Source organism: Nonomuraea sp. NPDC050153 (assembly GCF_044460125.1).
Classification (GTDB): Bacteria; Actinomycetota; Actinomycetes; order Streptosporangiales; family Streptosporangiaceae; genus Nonomuraea.
The window spans coordinates 711,177-731,261 of sequence record NZ_JBITJQ010000001.1 but is presented as its reverse complement, the minus strand read 5'-3'; the positions used below and the strand labels follow the sequence as shown (position 1 = coordinate 731,261).

Annotated in this window: 21 protein-coding genes and 1 pseudogene; 7 read left to right on the top strand and 15 right to left on the bottom strand. The window is 68.2% G+C overall.

The window, feature by feature from the left end; all coding sequences use genetic code 11:
* Positions 1-133: 133 nt before the first annotated feature.
* Positions 134-268, bottom strand: a complete 135-nt coding sequence (locus ACIBQ1_RS03450) for a hypothetical protein (protein WP_397274346.1) — start codon at positions 266-268, stop codon at positions 134-136.
* Positions 269-439: 171 nt separating this feature from the next.
* On the opposite strand from ACIBQ1_RS03450, the gene ACIBQ1_RS03445 reads away from it, so the two are divergent.
* Positions 440-667, top strand: coding sequence for a hypothetical protein (locus tag ACIBQ1_RS03445; RefSeq protein ID WP_397274345.1), 228 nt, complete (start codon positions 440-442; stop codon positions 665-667).
* Between the two features lies 1 nt (position 668).
* On the opposite strand, the gene ACIBQ1_RS03440 is transcribed toward ACIBQ1_RS03445, so the two are convergent.
* On the bottom strand, positions 669-1,271 hold the full coding sequence (locus ACIBQ1_RS03440; protein ID WP_397274344.1) for a DUF6461 domain-containing protein: 603 nt from the start codon (positions 1,269-1,271) through the stop codon (positions 669-671).
* Positions 1,272-1,341: 70 nt separating this feature from the next.
* Positions 1,342-1,680, bottom strand: coding sequence for a hypothetical protein (locus ACIBQ1_RS03435; RefSeq protein ID WP_397274342.1), 339 nt, complete (start codon positions 1,678-1,680; stop codon positions 1,342-1,344).
* 378 nt (positions 1,681-2,058) lie between these two features.
* Between ACIBQ1_RS03435 and ACIBQ1_RS03430 the strand changes: the two are divergent.
* Positions 2,059-2,413: pseudogene (locus ACIBQ1_RS03430) on the top strand (IclR family transcriptional regulator C-terminal domain-containing protein).
* 109 nt (positions 2,414-2,522) lie between these two features.
* On the opposite strand, the gene ACIBQ1_RS03425 reads toward ACIBQ1_RS03430, so the two are convergent.
* From ACIBQ1_RS03425 to ACIBQ1_RS03390, 8 genes are all read right to left on the bottom strand, one after another.
* Positions 2,523-3,809 (bottom strand): aspartate aminotransferase family protein, encoded by a 1,287-nt coding sequence (locus ACIBQ1_RS03425; protein ID WP_397274340.1) that lies wholly within the window; start codon positions 3,807-3,809, stop codon positions 2,523-2,525.
* A 37-nt stretch (positions 3,810-3,846) separates the two neighbouring features.
* Positions 3,847-4,920: an ABC transporter ATP-binding protein gene (locus ACIBQ1_RS03420; protein WP_397274339.1), complete on the bottom strand. Its 1,074-nt coding sequence runs from the start codon at positions 4,918-4,920 to the stop codon at positions 3,847-3,849.
* On the bottom strand, positions 4,917-5,741 hold the full coding sequence (locus ACIBQ1_RS03415; protein WP_397274338.1) for an ABC transporter permease: 825 nt from the start codon (positions 5,739-5,741) through the stop codon (positions 4,917-4,919). The genes ACIBQ1_RS03420 and ACIBQ1_RS03415 overlap by 4 nt, the downstream gene beginning before the upstream one ends.
* A complete protein-coding gene (locus ACIBQ1_RS03410) occupies positions 5,734-6,618 on the bottom strand; it encodes an ABC transporter permease (protein ID WP_397274336.1) in 885 nt (294 codons plus the stop codon). The genes ACIBQ1_RS03415 and ACIBQ1_RS03410 overlap by 8 nt, the downstream gene beginning before the upstream one ends.
* A gap of 9 nt (positions 6,619-6,627) precedes the next feature.
* A complete protein-coding gene (locus tag ACIBQ1_RS03405) occupies positions 6,628-7,677 on the bottom strand; it encodes an ABC transporter substrate-binding protein (protein WP_397274334.1) in 1,050 nt (349 codons plus the stop codon).
* Positions 7,678-7,758: 81 nt separating this feature from the next.
* Positions 7,759-9,177 (bottom strand): aldehyde dehydrogenase family protein, encoded by a 1,419-nt coding sequence (locus tag ACIBQ1_RS03400; protein ID WP_397274332.1) that lies wholly within the window; start codon positions 9,175-9,177, stop codon positions 7,759-7,761.
* Positions 9,174-9,551: a cupin domain-containing protein gene (locus tag ACIBQ1_RS03395; protein ID WP_397274331.1), complete on the bottom strand. Its 378-nt coding sequence runs from the start codon at positions 9,549-9,551 to the stop codon at positions 9,174-9,176. The genes ACIBQ1_RS03400 and ACIBQ1_RS03395 overlap by 4 nt, the downstream gene beginning before the upstream one ends.
* Positions 9,552-9,586: 35 nt before the next feature.
* Positions 9,587-10,360, bottom strand: coding sequence for an IclR family transcriptional regulator (locus ACIBQ1_RS03390; RefSeq protein ID WP_397274330.1), 774 nt, complete (start codon positions 10,358-10,360; stop codon positions 9,587-9,589).
* Between the two features lie 227 nt (positions 10,361-10,587).
* Here ACIBQ1_RS03390 and ACIBQ1_RS03385 point away from each other — a divergent pair, with 227 nt between their 5' ends.
* The 4 genes from ACIBQ1_RS03385 to ACIBQ1_RS03370 are packed head-to-tail and all read left to right on the top strand — an operon-like array spanning position 10,588 to position 14,999.
* Positions 10,588-11,523, top strand: a complete 936-nt coding sequence (locus ACIBQ1_RS03385; RefSeq protein ID WP_397274329.1) for a DUF6282 family protein — start codon at positions 10,588-10,590, stop codon at positions 11,521-11,523.
* 1 nt (position 11,524) lies between these two features.
* Entirely contained in the window at positions 11,525-12,295 is a 771-nt protein-coding gene (locus ACIBQ1_RS03380) for an HpcH/HpaI aldolase/citrate lyase family protein (protein ID WP_397274327.1), read from the top strand.
* Positions 12,288-13,313, top strand: a complete 1,026-nt coding sequence (locus ACIBQ1_RS03375) for a dihydroorotate dehydrogenase (protein WP_397274326.1) — start codon at positions 12,288-12,290, stop codon at positions 13,311-13,313. The genes ACIBQ1_RS03380 and ACIBQ1_RS03375 overlap by 8 nt, the downstream gene beginning before the upstream one ends.
* A 30-nt stretch (positions 13,314-13,343) precedes the next feature.
* A complete protein-coding gene (locus ACIBQ1_RS03370) occupies positions 13,344-14,999 on the top strand; it encodes an amidohydrolase (protein WP_397274325.1) in 1,656 nt (551 codons plus the stop codon).
* Positions 15,000-15,382: 383 nt separating this feature from the next.
* Here ACIBQ1_RS03370 and ACIBQ1_RS03365 read toward each other — a convergent pair whose 3' ends face one another.
* Together ACIBQ1_RS03365 and ACIBQ1_RS03360 are read right to left on the bottom strand one after the other, a co-directional pair.
* Complete coding sequence (locus tag ACIBQ1_RS03365; protein WP_397274324.1) at positions 15,383-16,591, bottom strand: acyl-CoA dehydrogenase family protein; 1,209 nt, start codon at positions 16,589-16,591, stop codon at positions 15,383-15,385.
* Positions 16,588-17,157, bottom strand: coding sequence for an MFS transporter (locus tag ACIBQ1_RS03360; protein ID WP_397274323.1), 570 nt, complete (start codon positions 17,155-17,157; stop codon positions 16,588-16,590). Before ACIBQ1_RS03360 ends, ACIBQ1_RS03365 begins: the two co-directional genes overlap by 4 nt.
* On the opposite strand from ACIBQ1_RS03360, the gene ACIBQ1_RS03355 reads away from it, so the two are divergent.
* Complete coding sequence (locus ACIBQ1_RS03355; RefSeq protein WP_397274321.1) at positions 17,114-17,605, top strand: TetR family transcriptional regulator; 492 nt, start codon at positions 17,114-17,116, stop codon at positions 17,603-17,605. The genes ACIBQ1_RS03360 and ACIBQ1_RS03355 overlap by 44 nt on opposite strands.
* Here the strand turns inward: ACIBQ1_RS03355 and ACIBQ1_RS03350 are convergent.
* A complete protein-coding gene (locus tag ACIBQ1_RS03350) occupies positions 17,589-18,515 on the bottom strand; it encodes a glucosyl-3-phosphoglycerate synthase (RefSeq protein WP_397274320.1) in 927 nt (308 codons plus the stop codon). The two genes, ACIBQ1_RS03355 and ACIBQ1_RS03350, sit on opposite strands and share 17 nt — an antisense overlap.
* A gap of 33 nt (positions 18,516-18,548) precedes the next feature.
* Positions 18,549-20,021, bottom strand: a complete 1,473-nt coding sequence (locus ACIBQ1_RS03345) for a helix-turn-helix domain-containing protein (RefSeq protein ID WP_397274319.1) — start codon at positions 20,019-20,021, stop codon at positions 18,549-18,551.
* Positions 20,022-20,085 lie beyond the last annotated feature (64 nt).

Here is a 20,085-nt window from a genome sequence, read left to right as displayed (position 1 = left end):
ACGTTCCTCGCCAACCATCGCTCTGCCTCCTGCCCCCGCTGGTAGAGCAACGTATGAGCCCGGCAACAACGGAACCAAGCAAGGGGAAACGATCAGGTAAGTAGGGCCCAACCGAGCGGTCACAAGAAGTTTGCTACGCATCCGTGGCAGGACGGCAGACCTCCACGACCGATGTGGTCATGGCGCCACCGGTATAGATCCCAAAGTGCTCATCCAGGGCATTGGGCGGTTCGGCCATCGTGCGGCCCGCCTTGAACAGGTCCAGCACCCTGCGCCAGTCCCCACCGAACCGGGGCGATCACCGCAGCACCTTCCCAGGTCAGACCCACTCGCCTTCGACGAAGCCATCCCAGAAATGTGGGCGTCGACGCAGCATTCGGCACCGGGGCCTTGTTCCTGGCCGCTCGCCAGGTGCCGACCGTCAGCCGGAATCGCGACGGTGCCGAACGTGGTGGCGCAGGCGTGTGCGGCCGGCGCGGCATTCCTGCTGTTCACGGCGCTCTGGCCGCGGCCTGACTCCGGCACATTCCTGGGCCCGGTCACGGACGAACGCGATATTTCCCAGCGGGAAGCCCTGCACTGGAAACACATGCTCCTTCGCTCAGTCGTCAGCATCGTTATTCTGCAAGCCGAGCTGACCGCCATATCGGCGGTCCTCCCCCTCTGAATCAGGACCAGTCGTCGAGGTCTTCCCAGAGCAGCCAGCGGTGCTTGGTGAAGAGCCAGTCATGGGTGAGCCGCTCCTGGGCCAGGTGCTCGCACAGCGCCAGCGCGAAAGCCCGGAACGCGACAACCTCGCCGGAGTGGAAGTCGTTCACCACGTCGTCGAGGAGCTGCGGGCTGCCGCCACCCCGATGAAAGGGCTCGGCGGCGTTCAGTTCTATGAACGTCAGAGAGGTCACCTGCTCTCCCGCCGCCCAGTAGTCAAATGCGTGGCTGGTCACGCCCGAGAACGCGTTGAGCGCCCGCCCCCGAGCGGACAGGTCACGGAGCGTTTCCGCGTTGGAGCCCTTGTCGCCGTAGGTAGGTTCGACGACGACGCTCCAGTCGCCGAGCCGGCCCGCGATCGCCGAGCAGGGCCACCCCGCGATCTCCCGGGCCTCGAAGCCCTCGTTCTCGGCTTCGACGATGTCGTATCTGCGCCCGGTGTCCAGCCCGCTGCCGAAGACGACGGCGACCGCGTCCACGTCGAGCCCTTCGGCCCAGGTGACGCACATGGTCTCGTCGAAGTAGCCGACGACGTCCAGGTAGTAGGCCTGCTTTTCACGCATGAACGTGTCCGCCTCCGCATGGGCAGGGGCACCGGCCTGCCGGCCGGTGCCCCTGTGCTGAATCCGCTACTTACCGGCCGTCCGTCTCGGGGAAGACGTAGAACCGATCACCGTTCAGAACACGGTATCTGGACCAGAAGATGCTCTGGGTCGATCCACCGGCTTGGTTCGCCTTTGCGCCGATGAACTTGAGCGAGAAGTCCCGCTCGTTGTAACCGGCTCCTTCGAGGGTCCTGGCGAAGGGGTATTCATCAAATAGAACCTCACTCTCCTGAAGATCGTCCGGCACGGTGGAGGGCGTGGCGACGTGGAACTCCACGTCGGAGAAGCTCGAACGCAGGTGGTCCACGTGCTCCTGCGACGGGTGCCAGAAGTCCTGATCGGAATTCAGGCACATCGTGACCCTCACCGGACTGCGCTCCTCACCGTGACGGACAGAGCCCAAGGCGCGACGAAGGCTAGCGCGGCACGGATGTTCTCGAGGTAGTCGTGCCGCCGACGTAGGAGGGCTCCTCCGGTCTCGATGAGCCGGGCGCGTTCGCCTGAACTCACCGAGAGGGCGCGGTGAATCGCTTCCGCCAACAAGGCGGGGTCACGCGGTTCGGCAGTGAACCCCGTGAAGCCGTCCACAACCGTCTCGCGCAGACCTCCGACACGGGCGGAACGTGTGGCCGTCCCCGAACTCCCCGCGCTGTCGGGGCTCACCGGCGAGACCGCCGCCCTGTCGATCAGGACCGGCGACACCCGCGTCTACACCGACCAGGCCACGCCCGAGCGGGAGCTGATCATGTCGGTCTCGCTGGGAATCCCGTATCCGCTACACGCGGGCGCGTCGTCCAAGGCGTTCCTGGAATTCCTCTCAGAAGAGGAGATCTCCCGCTATCTCAGCCGATCTCTGGAAGGTCTGACGCCCGCCACCGTCACCGACCCCGGCCGCCTGCGCACCGACCTGACGCTCATCCGGCGCCGCGGCTACGCGATGTCGATCGCCGAGCGGCGCGGCCTCCGTGGCGGCCCCCATCCTCGACCACCACGGCCGGTCGGCGGCGGTCATCAGTGTGTGCGGCCCGGCCGAACGTTTCATGGCCGAGGTCGACGCCTGCGCCGCCGCCCTCCTCTCCGCCCACTTGGGCCACCACTGACCGCCTTCGGTTCCGCCCATATGGAAGCCCTCCGCCCGGCCCCCTCTCTTCTAGCGGTCCATGCGCCCCGGGCGAACCTGCTTGTCAGGCGGCGATACCCTACGCGTTCTTACTTCTCAATCGCCGCGGTGATGTGCTTTTCCAACGCCGTGCAGATCGCCGCGGCCTGGCCCTCGGTGATGACCAGTGGCGGGGAGAGGACGATCCGGCCAATGCCCGCGCGGACGATGACGCCGTCTTCACGGCAGGAGGCCGCGATCGCCGCCGCGTCGATCCCATCGAACTCGATACCGAGGGCCAGGCCGGCCCCACGGACCTCGAGCACCTCAGGGAGGTCGGCCAGTGGCTCGAGGGCTTCGAGCATCAACGTGCCGATGTGCTGTGCCCGAGCCGGCAGGCCTTCTCGTTCGATGATGTCGAGGTTCGCCAGTGATACCGCGGCGCCTACCGGGTGGCCGTTGTAGGTGAATCCATGCCAGAAAGTAGCGCCGTGCGCCATCCGGATGACCTGGTCGCCGATCAGTACCGCACCCATCGGGATGTAGCCGCTGGACAGGCCCTTGGCGGTGACGAGCAGGTCGGGCGTGACGCCGTACCGCTCGGCGGCGAACCAGTAGCCGGTGCGGCCGAAAGCGGTGACGATTTCATCAAGAATCAGCAGGATTCCGTGTTTTCTGAGGACCTCGGCCACCCGTGGCCAGTAGCCGTCCGGTGGCGGCACCATGCCGCCGACGCCGAGCACCGGCTCACCGATGAAGGCCGCGATCTTGTCTGCTCCGATCCGCTCGATGGTCTCCTCGAGCTCGGCTACCAGCACGTCGGTGGCGTTCGGGCCGATCTTGCGGGCGTGCGGGACGCTCATGTGCACGAAGCCGTCCGGCTGCGGCCCGAACCCCTGCTTCATCATCGGCATGCCGGTAGCCGCCAGGGACACCGCACTGACGCCGTGGTAGGCCGACTCGCGCGACAGGATGACGGTCCGTTCGGGCTGCCCGTTGGCGTGGTGGGCGAGCCGGGCGAGCTTGATCGCGGTCTCGGTGCCTTCCGAGCCGCCGTTGGTGAAGAAGACCTTGTTCAAGCCTTCGGGCGACAACTGGACCAGCCGCTCGGCCAGCTTGATCGCCGGCTCGTTGGAGTAATCCCAGAACGACGGGTAGAACTCCAGTTTGGCCATCTGTTCCGCGGCGACGTCGGCCAGTTCGCGGCGACCATGGCCGACCGCGCATTGCCAGAGCCCGCAGGTACCGTCGACATACTCCTTGCCATCGACATCCCATACCAACGCGCCCTCGGCCCGGTCGATGATCAGCGGCTCGGGCGGCTGTCCGACCACTGTGTGCGGATGGACGATGTACCGCTTGTCCGCGTCCGCCAGCGCTCGTTGATTCGTGGACATGGTCTTCTCCTGTCTACCCGTACGACGAAACGCGGCGTTAACCGATGCCGACGGGGCTCTGGTGTTCTGTGCGAGTGGCTTTCGAGTCGGCGACCAGGCTGTGGTGCGCCGGCGCCCAGCTGGCGATCACGGAGTCACCGGGCGCGGCCGGCAGTGGCGCGCCACTCACCCGCATGGCCGACCCACTGGTGCCGTCGGCGAACCGCAGCCCGATCCGGTGATGGTTGCCGACGTACACGATGTCGGTGACGAGGGCCGGGCGTTGTGGGTGACCGGCAGGGACGGCATCCGCCCGGCCGGACAAGTCGAGGCGCTCCGGCCGGACAACAGCCAGCTGTCCTTCCGCGACTCCGGTGAACACGTTGGACTCACCGAGGAACTCGGCCACGAACAAGGTGGCCGGCCGTTCGTAGAGCTCGGCCGGTGGTCCGACCTGTTCGATCCGGCCCTCGTTGAACACCGCGATCCGGTCCGACAGCGTCAACGCCTCTTCCTGGTCGTGAGTGACGAAGATGAACGTCATCCCCAGCTCGCGGTGCATCCGGGCGATCTCCCGTTGCAACTGGTCGCGCAGCTTCTTGTCCAGCGCGCCCAGCGGCTCGTCGAGCAGCAGTGCCCGCGGTTGGTAGACGACCGCGCGGGCGAGGGCGACTCGTTGCTGCTGGCCACCGGACAGTTGCCTGGGCAGCCGGTCGGCGTACTGCTCCAACCGGACGAGCTCGAGGGCTGCCCGCACCCTCGCGGCGATCTCGGCCTTCGGCAGGGAACGCTGCTGCAGCGGGAAGGCGACGTTGCCGGTCACCGTCATGTGCGGGAACAGAGCATAGTGCTGAAACACCACGCCCAGGTCGCGCTTGTGCGGCTTGAGCCGGCTGATGTCCCGGCCGTCGGTCTCGATCCGGCCGGCGGTCAGCGCGACGAACCCGGCGATCATCGAGAGCATCGTGGTCTTGCCGGAACCGCTCGGGCCGAGGAAGGTCATGAACTCTCCCGGCGCGATGTCGAGCGAGACATCGTTCACCGCAGGCTGCGATGTACCGGCGTACGTCTTGCTCACGGCCGAGATCCGGATGCCGTGGCTGGCCTGGCCGAGTGTCGATGGCTGGCTCATGAGGTACTCCGCTGTCGTCGAACGAGCTGGGGAATCAGCAAGGCAAGGGTGGTGACCACGACGATCAGGCTGGACGCCGCCGCGATGGTCGGGTCGATCTCGAGGGTGATCGAGTCGTACATCTGCACCGGCAGGGTCCGGATCTCCGGGGTCTGCAGGAACAGCGCGATGACGATCTCGTCGAGCGATGCGACGAACGCGAACAGGAACCCGGACAGCACCCCCGGCAGGATCAGCGGCACGGTGATCCGCAGGAACGTGGTCCAAGACCGAGCACCCAGGCTGGCCGCCGCGTTCTCGAGTGTGCGGTCGTAACCGGCCAGGCTCGTCGACACCGAGGTGATGACGAACGGCAGGGCCAGTACCGTATGAGCGAGGACGAAACCGGTGAACGTGCCGTTCAGCTGCCAGCGCAGGAAGACCGCGTACACGGCCACCGCCACCACGATGCCCGGCATGATCATCGGTGCCAGCACGAACGACCGGAGCGCTTCCTTTCCGGCGAACCGCGATCGATCCAGGCCGAAGGCCGCGGCGACGCCCAGAACGGTGGCGATCGTGGCGACTACCAGGCCGATCTTGACCGAAGTGATCAGCGAGGACATCCAGGCATCGGAGCCGAAGAACTCGCCGTACCAGCGCCATGACCAGGTCTTCGGCGGGAACTCGAACGTCTGGCCGCCGGAGAGGCTCATGGGGATCACGACCATGGTCGGCGCCACCAGCAGCAGCCCGACCAATGTCACGACCACCCGCAGGCCCCAGCCGAGGTGGTCCTGGCGCACGGCGCGCACCCCCGTCCTGGAAGGCTTGTCACTCACGGCCCACCGCCTGACCCAGTGCCGCGGTCGGCCGCGCGACCCGGCTGACGGCGAACAACACCAGCAGCGTCACGACCAGCAGTACCGCACCGAGAGCGCCGGCACCGCCGAAGTCCAGCAAGTCGGAGACCTGCGTACCGATCAGCTGGGAGATCAGCGACTGCTGCGGCGTCCCGAGCAAGGCCGGTGTGATGTAGAAGCCCAGCGTGATGACGAAGACGAGAGAGAAGCCGGACAGCATCCCCGGGATGGACAGCGGCAGGTAGACCCGGACGAACGCTCGCCATCTGGGAGCCCCCAGGCTGGTGGCGGCGTCCAGCAACCGTCGGTCGATCTTCTCCATTCCGCTGTACAAGGGCAGGACCATGTACGGCAGCATCACCTGCACCATGGCGATCGTGACCCCGGCGACGCTGCCGAGCAGGACCACATCGTCGATACCGATCGCGCCGAAGAACCGGTCGATCGGCCCACCGCGCTGCAACAGCATGTACCAGGCGAAGTTGCGCGCCATCAGCGACGTCCAGAACGGCAACAGGACCAGTACGGTCAGCACGCTCCTGGCCCGCGGACCGACCCTGGTCATCGCGTAGGCGTAGGGGTAGGCGATGGCCAGGGTGCACAAGGCGACGATCAGCGAGGTACGCAAGGTCCGGAGCAGGATCTTGATCGACACGTCGTCGTGCAGCAGCGCGGTGTAGTTGCTCAACCCGATGGCCGGATCGGTGAAACTCCGCCAGATGATGGCCGTCAGCGGGTAGACGAAGAACACCAGCAACATCGCGGTCGCCGGCAACAGCAGCCAGACCGGCGCGGCCGCCCGCAGCCGGCGGCGCGGCAGGGTCCCGGCCGCGACCGCGGCAGTGGTCTCGCTCATGTCGGTCTCCTAGCCCGCCTGCCACGCGGTGTACTTCTTCGTCACCGCGTCGAGGTTCTCCGACCACCACTTCACGTCGCTGAGTACGGTGCCGCTCTTGCGGTCGTCGAGGTTCGGGTCCAGCTGCTGCTGTGCCGCCGTGAGGGTCGGCTTCGCGTCGCTGTTGGACGGCAGCACGTTGGCCAACTCGGTGAACTTCGCCGACTGCTCGGGCTTGGCGGTGAACGCGATGAACTTCATCGCCGCGTCCTTGTGCGGCGTGCCCTTCGGGATGACGAGGGAGTCCCAGGTGAGGATCGTCTTGTCCCACACCGGCTTGAAGGTCGCACCGGCGTTCAGCGAGGAGGTCGCCCGCGCGGTGACCGTCAGCACCATGTCGACCTGGTCGTCCACCATCGCCTGCTGCATCTGGCCGTAGGTCTTCGCCAGCGTGGCCGATGCCTTGATCGCGTCCAGCTTCTTCAGCGCCCGGTCCACGTCCAGCGGGTACAACTTGTCCGCCGGGAGACCGTCGGCCAGTAGGGCGTCCTCGAGGATGCCGGCGGCGACCTCGGGTGGGAGCATGCGCTGGCCCGGGAACTTCGCGGTGTCGAAGAAGTCCGCGATCGTGGTCGGCGGGTTGGCGCCGTACTTCTTCGTGTTGTAGAGGAAGTGCAGGCCGTAGAAGTACGCCGGCACACCGCAGTCGGTCACCGTGCCGGCCGGGAACTTGCTGGTGTCGAACTGCGACAGGTCGAGCTTCTCCAGGTACTTGCCACAGTTCTGCGCCGCGAACGCCGCTCCCGAGTCGACGACGTCCCAGGTCACCTTGCCCGCCTCGACCATCGTCTTGGTTTTGGCCTCGTCGGTCGGTCCGTCGTTGCGGAATGTCGTGCCGGTGGCGGCGGTGTACGGCGCCTGCCACGCCTTCTTCTGGTTCTCTTGGAACGCGCTGCCGTAGGAGACGAAGGTGAGCGAGTTGGACTGTGCGGACGTAGCGCCGTCACCGCCGCCACAGGCGGTGAGCACCGTGGCGGACAGGGCGAGGGCCGCCGGGACCAGGAACGTGTTGCGATGCATGGGGCTCTCCGGGCTTCCCAGGTCAGCGGATGCTGCCTTCTTTCGGCCGGCTCGTCGGGGAGAGACGAGCCGGGTCTTGCCTCAGTACTGGTAGGACTTGGTCCGGAGGTACTCCTCAAGCCCGAAGCGGCCGCGCTCCCGGCCGTATCCGGAGCCCTTGGTGCCACCGAACGGGGCGGACGGGTTGAACTTCCCGCCGTTGATGTAGACCGTGCTGGCGTTGAGCTGTGCGGCGACGCGCTCGGCCCGGGCCACGTCCGCGGACCAGACCGCGGCGTTGAGGCCGTACCGTGTCCCGTTCGCGACCGCGACGGCCTCGTCCTCATCGTCGACCGGGATGATGGCGAGCACCGGTCCGAAGATCTCCTCCTGCGCGATCAGCGCATGGGGCTTCACCTCGGAGAAGACGGTCGCGGGAACATAGAATCCGCGGTCGCGGCCGGTCGGCGTGGAGGGGCCGCCGAGCAGGAGCTTGGCGCCCTCGTGGATCCCGGCGTCGATGAGGCCGAGCACACGCTCACGCTGAACCTGTGAGATCACGGGACCCAGCGTCGTCCCGGCGGCGTCCGGGTCACCCGGCACATACGATGCCGCGACCCGTACGGCGATCTGCTCCACCTCGGCCAGCCGCGAGCGCGGCACGATCATCCGCGTCAGCGCCGCACACATCTGACCGGCGTTCGCGTAACAGCTCGTCACGCCGTACAGCACGGCCGTTTCCAGGTCCGCGTCGTCGAGGACCACCATCGGGCTCTTGCCGCCCAGTTCGAGCGCGACCTTCTTCACCGTCGCCGCGGCGACCTCGGCCACCCGCCTGCCCGCGCGATCCGAACCGGTGAAGGACACCATGTCGATCTCGGGATGTGCGGCGATGGCCTCGCCGACCTCGGGACCGGTGCCCGAGACCAGGTTGACCACACCCGGCGGGAACCCGGCCTGGTCCAGGATCTCGGCCAGCAGGTACGGGGCCAGACCGGCGACTTCGCTGGGCTTGACGATCACGGTGCAGCCTGCGGCCAGCGCCGGCGCGATCTTGAGCGCGATCTGGTAAAGCGGGTAGTTCCAGGGTGCGATCGCCCCGACCACGCCGATCGGCTCCCGCCGGATCAGTGAGTTTCCGAGCTCCTCGACCTCGAAGAGTTCCTCGACCCGGTCGGCGGCGTCCTCGAAGGTCTGCACCACGATGCCGAACTGCATGATCGCGGCCTGCGCACGCGGCGTACCGACCTCGCTGATGACGAGGTCGACGATCTCCTTCTCGCGCTCGCGCAGACCGGTGGCGACCGCGCGCAGCCTGTTCGCGCGGTCGCCGACCGGTGTCGCCGCCCAGCCGGGGAACGCCCGCCGCGCGGCCCGGGCCGCGCGGTCCACGTCGGCCGCGGTTCCCGCCGGGACCGTCCCGATGACTTCACCGGTCGCCGGGTTGAGGACCTCGATCGAACCGGTGCTCTCAGAGGCGACCCATCGGCCGTCGATGTAGACGGTGTCGCGGACGATCATTTCTTCAGCTCCTTCTCGTAACCGGCCAGGTGGGCGAGATCGGCCCGGGGCGGCGTGAAAATGTCGAGGTTGAGTGTCGGCTCGTACGGCTCGATGTAGTGCGGCGAGCCTGCCGGCACCAGCAACATCGAGCCGGGGCCCATCTCGTGCGGCACGCCGTCGATGTAGTACTTCGCCCGGCCGGACACGATGTACGCGAGCTGGTCGAAGTCCTCGTGGACGTGTGGGTTGAGCGCCATCCCCGGCTCGACGTGGTTCATCACGAGCATCACGTCGTCGGTGACGTAGCCGGCCCGCTTGACCCCGGGCCGCACGTCCTCCAGCTCCAGATCGTCCCACCGCACAACGGTCCTGTAGAGGTTCTTGCTGCTCATCTGCTGCTCCTTCTGCTGTCGTTACGCGCTATGAGTCATGCCGGTGGCGCCGAGGTGTGGCCGAGGTGGGCCGAGATCTGTTCCGCGGTCGCCTTCAGCGCCTTCCAGAGCCCCGACCCGGGTCCGGCCACCAGCGCTTCGGAGGTGCCGATGAGGGCGACCGTCGTACAGATCACTCCGCGGGCGTCGAAGACCGGGGCGGCCACGGCGTGGATTCCCTGCACCACCATGGAGTGCGCGCCCATCCCGTCGGCCTTCACCTGCTCGATGCTCTGCTCGATGTCCTGGCGCATCGGCGCCGACAGCGAGGACAGCAGCCGGTCGACCAACTGGCGGTCGGGCAGGTGCGCCAGGAACACCAGGGACTGCGCGGCGTTGAGCGGTAATTCACGGCCCTCCGGCACGTGCACGACGGCCAGCCGATCGGTGTCCATCTCGACCCGGGTGACCACGGCACCCCGTCCGCCCCACAGGCTGAGGACCACGGTCTCGTGCGATTCGGCACTCAGCGCGGTCATGTACGGCGCCGCGATCTCCAGTACCCGTGACCGGCGCATCGCGGCCGCGCCGAGATGTACGGCGATCGGGCCGGGCTCGAACGCCCCGTCCTCCCCCCGCTCGATCAGGCCGGCGTTGGCCATCGAGGCGAGGTACCGGTGCGCGGTCGACCGCTGCAGGCCCAGGCCCGCGGCGACATCGGCCGCGCGGAGGGTCTGATCCGTGGCCAGCATCCTGAGGATCTCCGCGCACCTGGTCACGGCCTGGATGTCGCCGTCGCGTAGTTCGCTCCGGCTCTTCGGTTCCGTCACGGTGAGTCCCCATGGGCTAGAACTGACTGATGATGTGTCCCGGATCGTGCGAATAGATTCGCTCTATACGGGAACTTGAGGGAACGCTAAGGTTCCACCAACCGGCTGTCAATAGCAGCCCAAAACGCCACCAGGCCTGTTATTCATGCGGAACTCCTGGCCCCGGTGGCCGGTCGATGGTCATCGACCGTGTCCCGCATTGCGGGTTCCGCGTCCAAGGAGGAGAGATGATCGACGCAACGGACGACGTGGAGTTCGACCCGGACTTCGATGCCGTCGGCGATCCCGAGGTGAGCGAGTTGCTCACCGGTGCCGTCGACCTGCACGTGCATCCCGCGCCGTCGCCGTTCCCGCGCCGGCTCGGTCTACTGCAGGCGGCCCGACAGGCCCACTCGGCAGGCTTCAAGGGCCTGATCGTGAAGTCCCACCACCACAGCATGGTCACCGACGTCCTGGCCGTGTCGGACGCTGTCGGCGGCCTCCCCATCCCGGTCTATTCCGGCGTGGCGTTGAACAACCAGGTCGGTGGGATCAACCCGTCGGCGGTCGAGCTCGCGCTCAACCTGGGCGGCCGGATCATCTGGTTCCCGACCATCTCCTCGGACCAGCACATCTGCGTGCACAACGAGGAACTGAAATTCCCCCGCACGGCCAAGCCCTTCCGCAAGGACACCCCGACCCCGGTCCTCGACGAGAACGGCGCTGTCCTGCCCGAGGTCCACGACGTGCTGGACCTGATCAAGGACGCGGACGCCATCCTCTCCGGCGGCCACATGGGAGTCGGCGAACTCGATGCGGTCATCCGCGCGGCGGCGGCGAAGGGCATCGAAAAGATCATCGTCAGCCACCCGAACTTCGTCATCGGCGCCGTACCCGAGCTGTGCCGCGAGTGGGCCGGCCTGGGCGTCAAGTTCGAACACGAACTGTGCATGTACGACGACCGTTCGTCGTTCTACCACTGGGAGCTCGACACCATGCTCGAGTACATCAAGGCGACCGGTGTCGAACACAGCCTGATCGGCTCGGACCTCGGCCAGCTGAACAACCCGCTGCCGGTTCAGGCCTATCGCCGGATCGTGCGTGGCCTGCTCGATCTCGGCGTCGGTCACGACGACATCCGGACCATGATCAGCACCAACCCCGGCGAACTGCTGGGAGTCTGACGTGCCCGGGTTGCGGTCACTGATCCGCGAGCGGCCGGCGATCGGCACGTTCCTCAAGCTCCCCCAGCCGGAGGTGGTGGAGGTCCTCGCCATCGCCGGGCTGGACTTCCTGATCTGCGACACCGAACACGCGCAGATCGACGAATCCGGGGCGCGCACCGTCATCCAGGCCGGTCGCGCCGCCGGCATCCCGATCGTCGTCCGGGTGCCGACCATCGACTCCGGGCAGATCAACCGGCTGCTCGAAGCCGGAGCCGCCGGCATTCAGCTGTCCAGTACGACATCGGCCGACAGGGCCGGGAAACTGTCGGGTTTCACCACCTACCCGCCGGCCGGGTTGCGTGGGCTGAGCACCGCGCAGTCCTCGGCGCGGTTCGGCACCATCCCCCTGGCCGATTACCTCGCCTTGAGCAACGACCAGGTCCTGCGCGTCGGCCAGCTCGAGTCGGCGCGGTACGACGACCCCCTCGACGACATCATGTCGTCGCTGGACATCGCCTTCATCGGCACCATGGACCTGTCGGTGGATCTCGGCGTACCGGGACAGGTAGGTGCCTCGGTGGTACAGGCCAAGATCGGCGAGATCGAAGCCGCGGCACGCCGGGCCGGCACACCGCTGGGCATCTTCGCGGCTACCGCGGCCGAGGCCGAGCGGGCCGTCGCCGCCGGCTATCGCTATATCGCGGTCGCGAGTGATCTCGCCCTGCTGACCACCGCGGCCGAGGAGCGGTTCACCGTGCTGATGGAGGCCGTTGGAGGCGCGCGTGGCTGATCTGTCGACCGCGTTCGGCGGTCTGCGGCTGCCCAACCCGGTCATCGCGGCGTCCTGTGAGTACACGATGACCGAGCCGGGCATCCTTGCCTGCATCGACGCCGGCGCGGGGGCGGTCGTGGCGAAGTCGATCAACGAGTCGCCCGCCGCCGCCAAGCAGCTCGACATCGCCGACTATCTCCTGCTCGACCAGGACCTGCACGCGGTGCCGTGGACCTCGGCCCACGGCACGGAGACGCTGTTCAACCGCTCCGGCCTTGCCCAGACCACGCTCGAGGAGTGGGTGGCGATGCTGGAACGTTGTCAACGGCACGCGTCCGCGACCGGCTCGGCGGTGATCGGCAGCGTGACGGTCGCCTCCGCCGAAGGTGCCGCCCGGCTGGCCGCGGCGATGGCCGAGGTCGTTCCCGCGATCGAGGTCAACGTCGGTGCGCCGCACGGGCGTGAAGCCGCCGCTGTCCGGCAGATCACCGAGGCGGAGGGCGTCGCGCACTACACCCGGACCGTCCGGGCCGCGATCGACTGCCCGCTGATCGTCAAGTTGCCCGGCCAGGCCGGCGACATCGTGGGAATGGCGCGCGCGGCGGCCGGCAACGGCGCCGACGCGGTGTGCCTGACCGGCCGGTTCAACGGGTTCGTGCCGAACCTCGACACCTGGGACCCGGAGCTCGGCTCCTGGGGCGCGATCGGCGGTCCGTGGGCCTTGCCGATCAGCCTGTACTGGATCAGCAAGTGCTTCGGCACCGTACCTGCCCTGATCGGCACCAACGGCGCGCGCGACGGCCTCGACGTCGCCCGCTTCCTCCTCTCCGGCGCGCAGGCGGTGGAGATGGCAAGCCTGCTGCTGAGCAACGGTGCGGCGGCCTTGGCCCGCACGATCAGCCAACTCGACGCCTACCTCGATCAACACGGCGTGACGCGCCTGGACGAGGTCATCGGAGCCGCCGTGCGGCGCGCCAAGGAATACCACGAGATCGACCCGATCGTCCCGCCCGTCCGGCCCTGGCTGGACAACTGACCCCTGGCTGGACAACCGACAAGGAGACCGATGCACCATCAGCCGGCTGATCTCGTCCTCGTCAACGGATGGGTGCTGACGCTGGACCGGCACGCCACCGAGACCACCGCGCTCGCCGTCGCCGGCGATCGGATACTGGCGGCAGGCACCGACGACGACATCCGTGCCCTCACCGGCCGTGCCACGACGGTGATCGATCTGGCCGGGCGCACCGTCCTCCCTGGCATCAACGACGCGCACCTGCACCTGTCCTTCCTCGGGCTCGCGATGCCGCCTCATGTCGTCGACCTTTCACCGCAACGCAGCCTCGAAGACCTGCAACGCACGCTGGCCACCGCGGCGGCCACGACGCGCGGGGAATGGCTCATCGGCACGAGCTGGAGCGAAGGCGAGATCGCCGAGTTCGCGGATCGGACCCGGCCACCGCATCGGCACGACCTCGACCCGCACAGCGGCGACCGCCCGGTGGCGCTGCACCACATCTCGAAGCACGGAGTGTGGGCCAACACCGCGGCGCTGCGGATCGCCGGGATCACGTCCGCCACACCGGACCCGGAGGGCGGGATCATCGTCCGCGACGCCGCCGGTGAGCCGACCGGGCTCCTGTTGGAGACCGCGTCCGAACTGCTGACCCAGCACATCCCACCTGCCGGCGCGGATCAGCGACAGCAGGCCCTGCGCGCCGCACTGCGCCTGCTCAACAGTCTCGGCATCACCAGTCTCACCGACCCGATGGTCTCCCCGGACGCCCTGCGCGATCTCATCCTGCTGCGACGATCCGGCGCGCTGACCGTCCGGACCAGCGTCTTGATGTACTGGGACTCCGCCATGTCGACTTCGCTCGAGAAGGTCCGCACCGGCCTGCGAACCTCCGGCCTGGCCAGCGGGCTGGGAGACGAATGGCTTCGGATCGGTGGGGTCAAGGTCTTCTCCGACGGCGTTCCCAGCCAGGGCACAGCCTGGACGTACCAGCCTTACCACCACGACTGCACCGGCAGCCTGACCACTCCCGGTGCCGACGGCACTGCCCGATATGACGAACTGCTCGACATCATCGAGGCCGTCCACCGGAACCGGATGCATGCCCAGGTCCACGCCACAGGGGATCGGGCCGTCGACGCCGTGATCGACGGCGTGCTGCGCGCCCAGAGCCGCGACCCGTGGCCCGACGCCCGGCACGCGATCCTGCACGGCACGCTGATCAAGGACCCGCTGACCATGGGGCGCCTCGCCGACCACGGCATCGGCGTGGTCACCAGTTCGGTCATGAAGGCCGGACTCGCCGCAGGCATGCGATCAGCTCTTGGCGACGAGGGGGCGCACGCGACCTTCCTGGCCGGCTCACTCCTCGCCGCCGGTGTCCAGGTCGCCGACTCCTCCGATGCTCCCGTCGTGCCCCCAGACTGGCGACGCGGTCTGCAAACCCTCGTCACCGGCGACGGGTACGGCGCCCGGGCCGCTACCGAACGGCTCACCCGGACCCAGGCACTGCGGCTGTGGACCAACGCCGGCGCCTGCCTCGAAGATGCGGAGCACGCCAAGGGCAGCCTCGAACCCGGCAAGCTCGCGGACTTCGTCGTACTGGCTGAAGATCTGCACAGCGTGGCCGACCACGAACTCTCGGGTCTGACCCCGCAGCTGACCTACGTCGGCGGTGCGTGCGTCTTCGACGCCACCAACGACTAGTGCTGCGTTTCTCAAAGGGTGTGGGATTGCCTCTGGCCAGGAGCCTTGAGCTGGCGGATTCTCATGGGGTAGGCCCCACATCGACTGCGGTTGGGGGTCGGACTCTGCCAAGTCTCTGTCTCACTGAAGCGAGGCCCACATCGAGGTCAACGACAGCCGAGTCCCAGCGGAATTTGATCACTCCATTTGCGGCACAACCTCCGCCGCCCGACTGACGTTCTGTCGCATTTGCGCTCCGACGCCAGCAGACTCTGTCACTCTCCGTGACCGATGATCCGTCATGAGGCGATCTCCCTCCGAGACGGGGCGGCTGCTCTGACGGAACAGCGACGGAACAGGGCGCTGATCGATCTCCAAAAACCGGATTCGAGGATCGGACATTTTCAGCGAACCTGCAGGCCAGTCACAGCGCGGCCGATGATCAACCGCTGGATCTCCGACGTACCTTCGAAGATGGTGTAGATCTTGGCGTCCCGGTGGAAGCGTTCCACCGGGTGCTCCCTGGTGTATCCGGCGCCGCCCAGGATCTGGATCGCCTGTTCCGTCACCCACACCGCCGACTCCCCCGCCACCAGCTTCGACATCGACCCCTCCGCCTGGGAGAACTGCCTGCCGTTGCGGGCCATCCACGCGGCCCGCCAGGTCAGCAGGCGGGCCATGTCCACCCGGGTCGCCATCTCGGCGAGGAGGAAGGCGATCGCCTGGTTCTCGCCGATCTTGCGGCCGAACTGCTCGCGCTCGCGGGCGTAGTCCCGGGCGTACTCGAAGGCCGCCCGCGCGATGCCGACGGCCATGGCGGCGACCGACGGGCGGGTGGTCTCGAACGTGCGCATCGCCGCCTGCTCCCCCGCCCGCTCCCCGTTGCGTACGCGTGACAGCCGGGCGTCCAGCTTCTCCTTGCCGCCCAGCAGGCAGGAACCCGGTACGCGGACACCGTCCAGGATCACCTCGGCCGTGTGGGAGGCGCGGATCCCGTGCTTGCGGAACTTCTGGCCCATGGACAGCCCCGGCGTGCCGGGTGGGATGACGAACGACGCCTGGCCCCGAGTGCCGAGCGACGGGTCGACCGAGGCCACGACCACGTGGACGTTCGCGATGCCGCCGTTCGTGGCCCAGGTCTTGACGCCGTCCAGCACCCAGTCTCCGCCGTCGGGGACGGCGCGGGTGCGGATGGCGCCGACGTCGGAGCCGGCGTCGGGCTCGGAGGCGCAGAAGGCGCCCAGTTTGACGTCGTTCTCCGTGCCGAACATCTGGGGCAGCCACTCCCCCATCTGCTCGGGGGTGCCGTTCGCGGCGAGGGCGGCGGCGGCCAGGCCGGTGCCGACGATGGCCAGGCCGATGCCCGCGTCGCCCCAGAAGATCTCCTCGAACGCCACCGGCAGCGCCAGCCCGCTCTCCTCGAACCACTGGGTGGCGAAGAAGTCGAGGGAGTAGAGCCCGATCTTGGCAGCCTCCTGGATGACCGGCCAGGGGGTCTCCTCGCGCTCGTCCCATTCGGCGCCCGCCGGGCGGATCACGTCGCGGGCGAACGCGTGCACCCAGTCGCGTACCTCGACCACATCGTCGCTGGGCTCCGGGCAGAAGCCGGTCATGTGCGCACTCTCCTCGACCCGAGGTTACCGGTGGTAACACGACACCTTACCGGCCAGTAGCTCCGTGATGGAACACCGGCCCCGAGAGCGGTGCGGCGAGGGCCGCCAGCGCCATGCCGATCGCGAGGCCGTACATGAGCGGGGTGAATCCCCCGAACGCGGCGGCGCGGCTCGACGCGTTCCGCCACGTACGCCAGCGCCGCCGGCGGGAACATCGCCACCGCCAGCCCCTGCACCGCCCGCAGCGCCAGCGCCACCTCGGGGTTCGCGCTCAGCGCCACCGCCGCCGAGGTGAGCGCGGCCAGCGGCAGTCCGATCGTCAGCAGCCTGCGGCGCCCGTACCGGTCGGAGAGCGGGCCGAACGCCAGGAAACCGGCTCCGTATCCGATGCCGAACGCGGTCACCAGCCAGGTCAGCCCGCCGGCCGAGGCGCCCCAGTCGGCGGCCATGTCGTGCAGGAGCGGGATCACGATGTACAGCTGGCCGCTGACCAGCACGGCGGTGAGGGTGAAGGCCGCCAGCGTGCGTGCGAACGGCGCGCGGGCCGGCGTCAACAAGGAACGCATCTACCGGCATTTCGGCAGCAAGGAGAAGCTGTTCGACGAGGTCATCACGGGGGCACTCGACGACCTGACGACGCAGATCGCCCTCCCGGGCGCCGATCCCGGGGACTACGTGGCCCGGCTGGCGGACTACTACCACTCACATCCCGACCTGGTGCGGCTGCTGATGTGGGAGGCGCTCAACTACCGGGACCAGGAGGGGACGCCGCCCGGTCAGGAGGCGCGGGTGGAGCGCTGCCGCCGCAAGACGGCCTCGCTGGCGGAGGGCCTGGGCGCGGAGCCGTCGCCGGCGGTGGCCAGGACGGTGTTCATGCTGACCGGGCCGGCGCTGTTCCCCTCGATGATGCCCCAGCTCGGGCGCATCATCCTGGGTGAGGCGGCCGACGACCACGAGGCCCTGCGGGACCATGTCGCCGCGTTCGTCGCGTCCGGCCTCAAGGGATCACAGTGATCATGGGCGGGCGCTCGCTGATCCCGATGTCGCGGAGCAGGATGTCGTGCCCGTCCGGCCCCCTCCTGAACTGTGCCAGCCGGACGGACGGCTCGTGGCAGCTCTCGATCTTGCCCTGACGCAGCAGGCGCGACCAGGCGGCCAGCATGATCTGGGACGCCATCCTCCCGAGCGCCTCGGTCGACTGCGGGGCGTGCTCGCGCGACCCCAGGTCGACCTGGGCGAACGCGTCCAGCCCGGCCAGGTCGAGCAGGTCGATCAGCAGCCCCAGCTCCACGCCGTAACCGGTCAGGAACGGCACCCGTTCCAGGGCTGAGCGGCGGCCGGCGTACTCCCCGGCCAGGGGCTGGACGAAACCGGCCAGTTGCGGCCAGTGGAGGTTGATGAGCGGGCGGGCCACCAGCTCCGTGACGCGGCCGCCGCCGTTGGCGGTGCCGTGCAAGGGGCGGTCATAGCAGCCCTTCGTGTAGACCACGGTCGGGTCCGCGAACAGCGGTCCGAGCAGGCCGAATACCAGAGAAGCACGAAATTTCCGGATGTCGGCGTCCACGAACACCAGCACATCCCCCGAGGTCACGGCCAGCGACTTCCACAATGCCTCGCCCTTGCCGTCCAGCGGCTTGAGCTGCGGCAGGATCTCGTCCTGGGCGTGCACGCAGGCCCCCGCGCGGCGCGCCACGAGCGCCGTGTCGTCGGAGGAACGCGAGTCGATCACCACGATCTCGTCGACGAGCCCATCCAGCTCACGCCGGATCACGCCGACGATCTCGCCCACGGTCTCGCGCTCGTCCCGGGCGGGCAGCACCACGCTCACCGTGGTCCCCCCCTTGGCGGCCTTCAGGTCCCGGAGCGGCCAGTCCGTGGCGGACGAAGTACGCTGCCGCAACCATCCTCGCACTTCAGGCAGCATGCGACCCCTCCCCCCGTATCCCCACATTTCAGATTATGCGGTGCGGGCGTGACGCTCCAGGAACGTGTACACGTCCGCCTCGTCCACGCCGGGGAACGACCCCGGCGGCAGCGCGGCCAGGACGTGGGAGTTGGCGCGGGCGGACGGCCAGGCGTAGCCCTCCCAGCGTTCGGACAGCTCGGCGGGCGGGCGGCGGCAGCAGTCGCCGTTGGGGCAGTTGGACTTGGTGCGGTTGGTGGTCTCACGGCCCCTGAACCAGCGCGACTCCTTGTACGGCACCCCCAGCGTGATGGCGAAGTCCCGCTCCCGCGACGGATCCACGTGCGCCACGCAGAAGTAGGTCCCGGTGGGCGAGTCGGAATACTGGTAGTACACCGAGAACCGGTCGGGCGAGGCGAACACCTGCCGCCCCGACCACTGCAGGCACATCCGTTGCCCCTCGATGGCGCCCTGCTCGTCGGCCGGAAAGACGATGCCGTCGTTCTCGTACGCCTTGTAGATGGTGCCCCCGGCGTCGTTGCGCACGAAGTGGCAGACGAGGCCCAGGTGGTGGGTGGCGAGGTTGGTGAAGCGGTGGGCGGCCATCTCGTACGACACCGCGAACACGTCCCGCAGGTCCTCCACCGACAGCGCCCGGTCGGCCTTGGCCTCCTGGAGGTAGAGCGTGGCGGCCTTCTCGGGGACGAGGACGGCGGCGGCGAAGTAGTTCGCCTCGGTGCGCTGGCGCAGGAAGTCGGCGAAGTCGCGGGGCTTGTCGTGGCCGAGCGCGAGGTGGCCGAGCGTCTGGAGCAGGATCGTTCGCGGGGTGTGCATGCCGAGCTGCTCGTGCTTGACGTAGATGCGGCGGTTGCGCAGGTCGGTGATGGAACGCACGGATCGCGGCAGGTCCTGCGCGGTGTGCACGGTGTAGCCGAAATGCGTGACCAGGCTCTGGATCATGCTCTGCGACAGCGCGCCCGTACGGTAGCCGACCGCGGCGAGCGCCTTGGCGGCGGCCTCCTCGATCTCCCCGAAGTAGTTGCCGACCTCGCGCTGCCTGCGCCGCAGCTCGGCGTTTGCGGCCCTGGCCTCCTCCGGGGTGGCGGTGCCGCGGGCCTGGCGGGCGCGCAGCTCGCCGTACAGGCCGAGAAGGTGTTCGAGAACGTCGTTCGGGACGCGGGCGGAGACCTTCAGGCGGGGCAGCCCGAGCCCGGCGTAGATGGGGTCGCGCTGCGCCTCCTCCAGCGCGATCTCCAGCTGGGCGCGGCGGTTGGGCGGCTGGCGGCGCAGGAGCTCCTCGATGGGCACGCCGAGCGCGGTGGCCAGCCCCTTGAGCAGCGACAGCTTGGGCTCGCGCTTGCCGTTCTCCAGCAGCGACAGCTGGCTGGGCGCTCTGCCGACGCGCGTGCCCAGGTCGGAGAGGGTGAGGCCGCGCTGCTTGCGCAGGTGCCGGAGGCGCTGGCCAAACGCGATCAGGTCAAGCTCCTGCGTCAAAGACAGCGGTTCTTCACCTAGCAAGGGCGCCATGTCGGCATCTTAGACAGAAATTCGGCCCATTTTCTAGTCTTCCGAACAGACCACCGCCGGATGG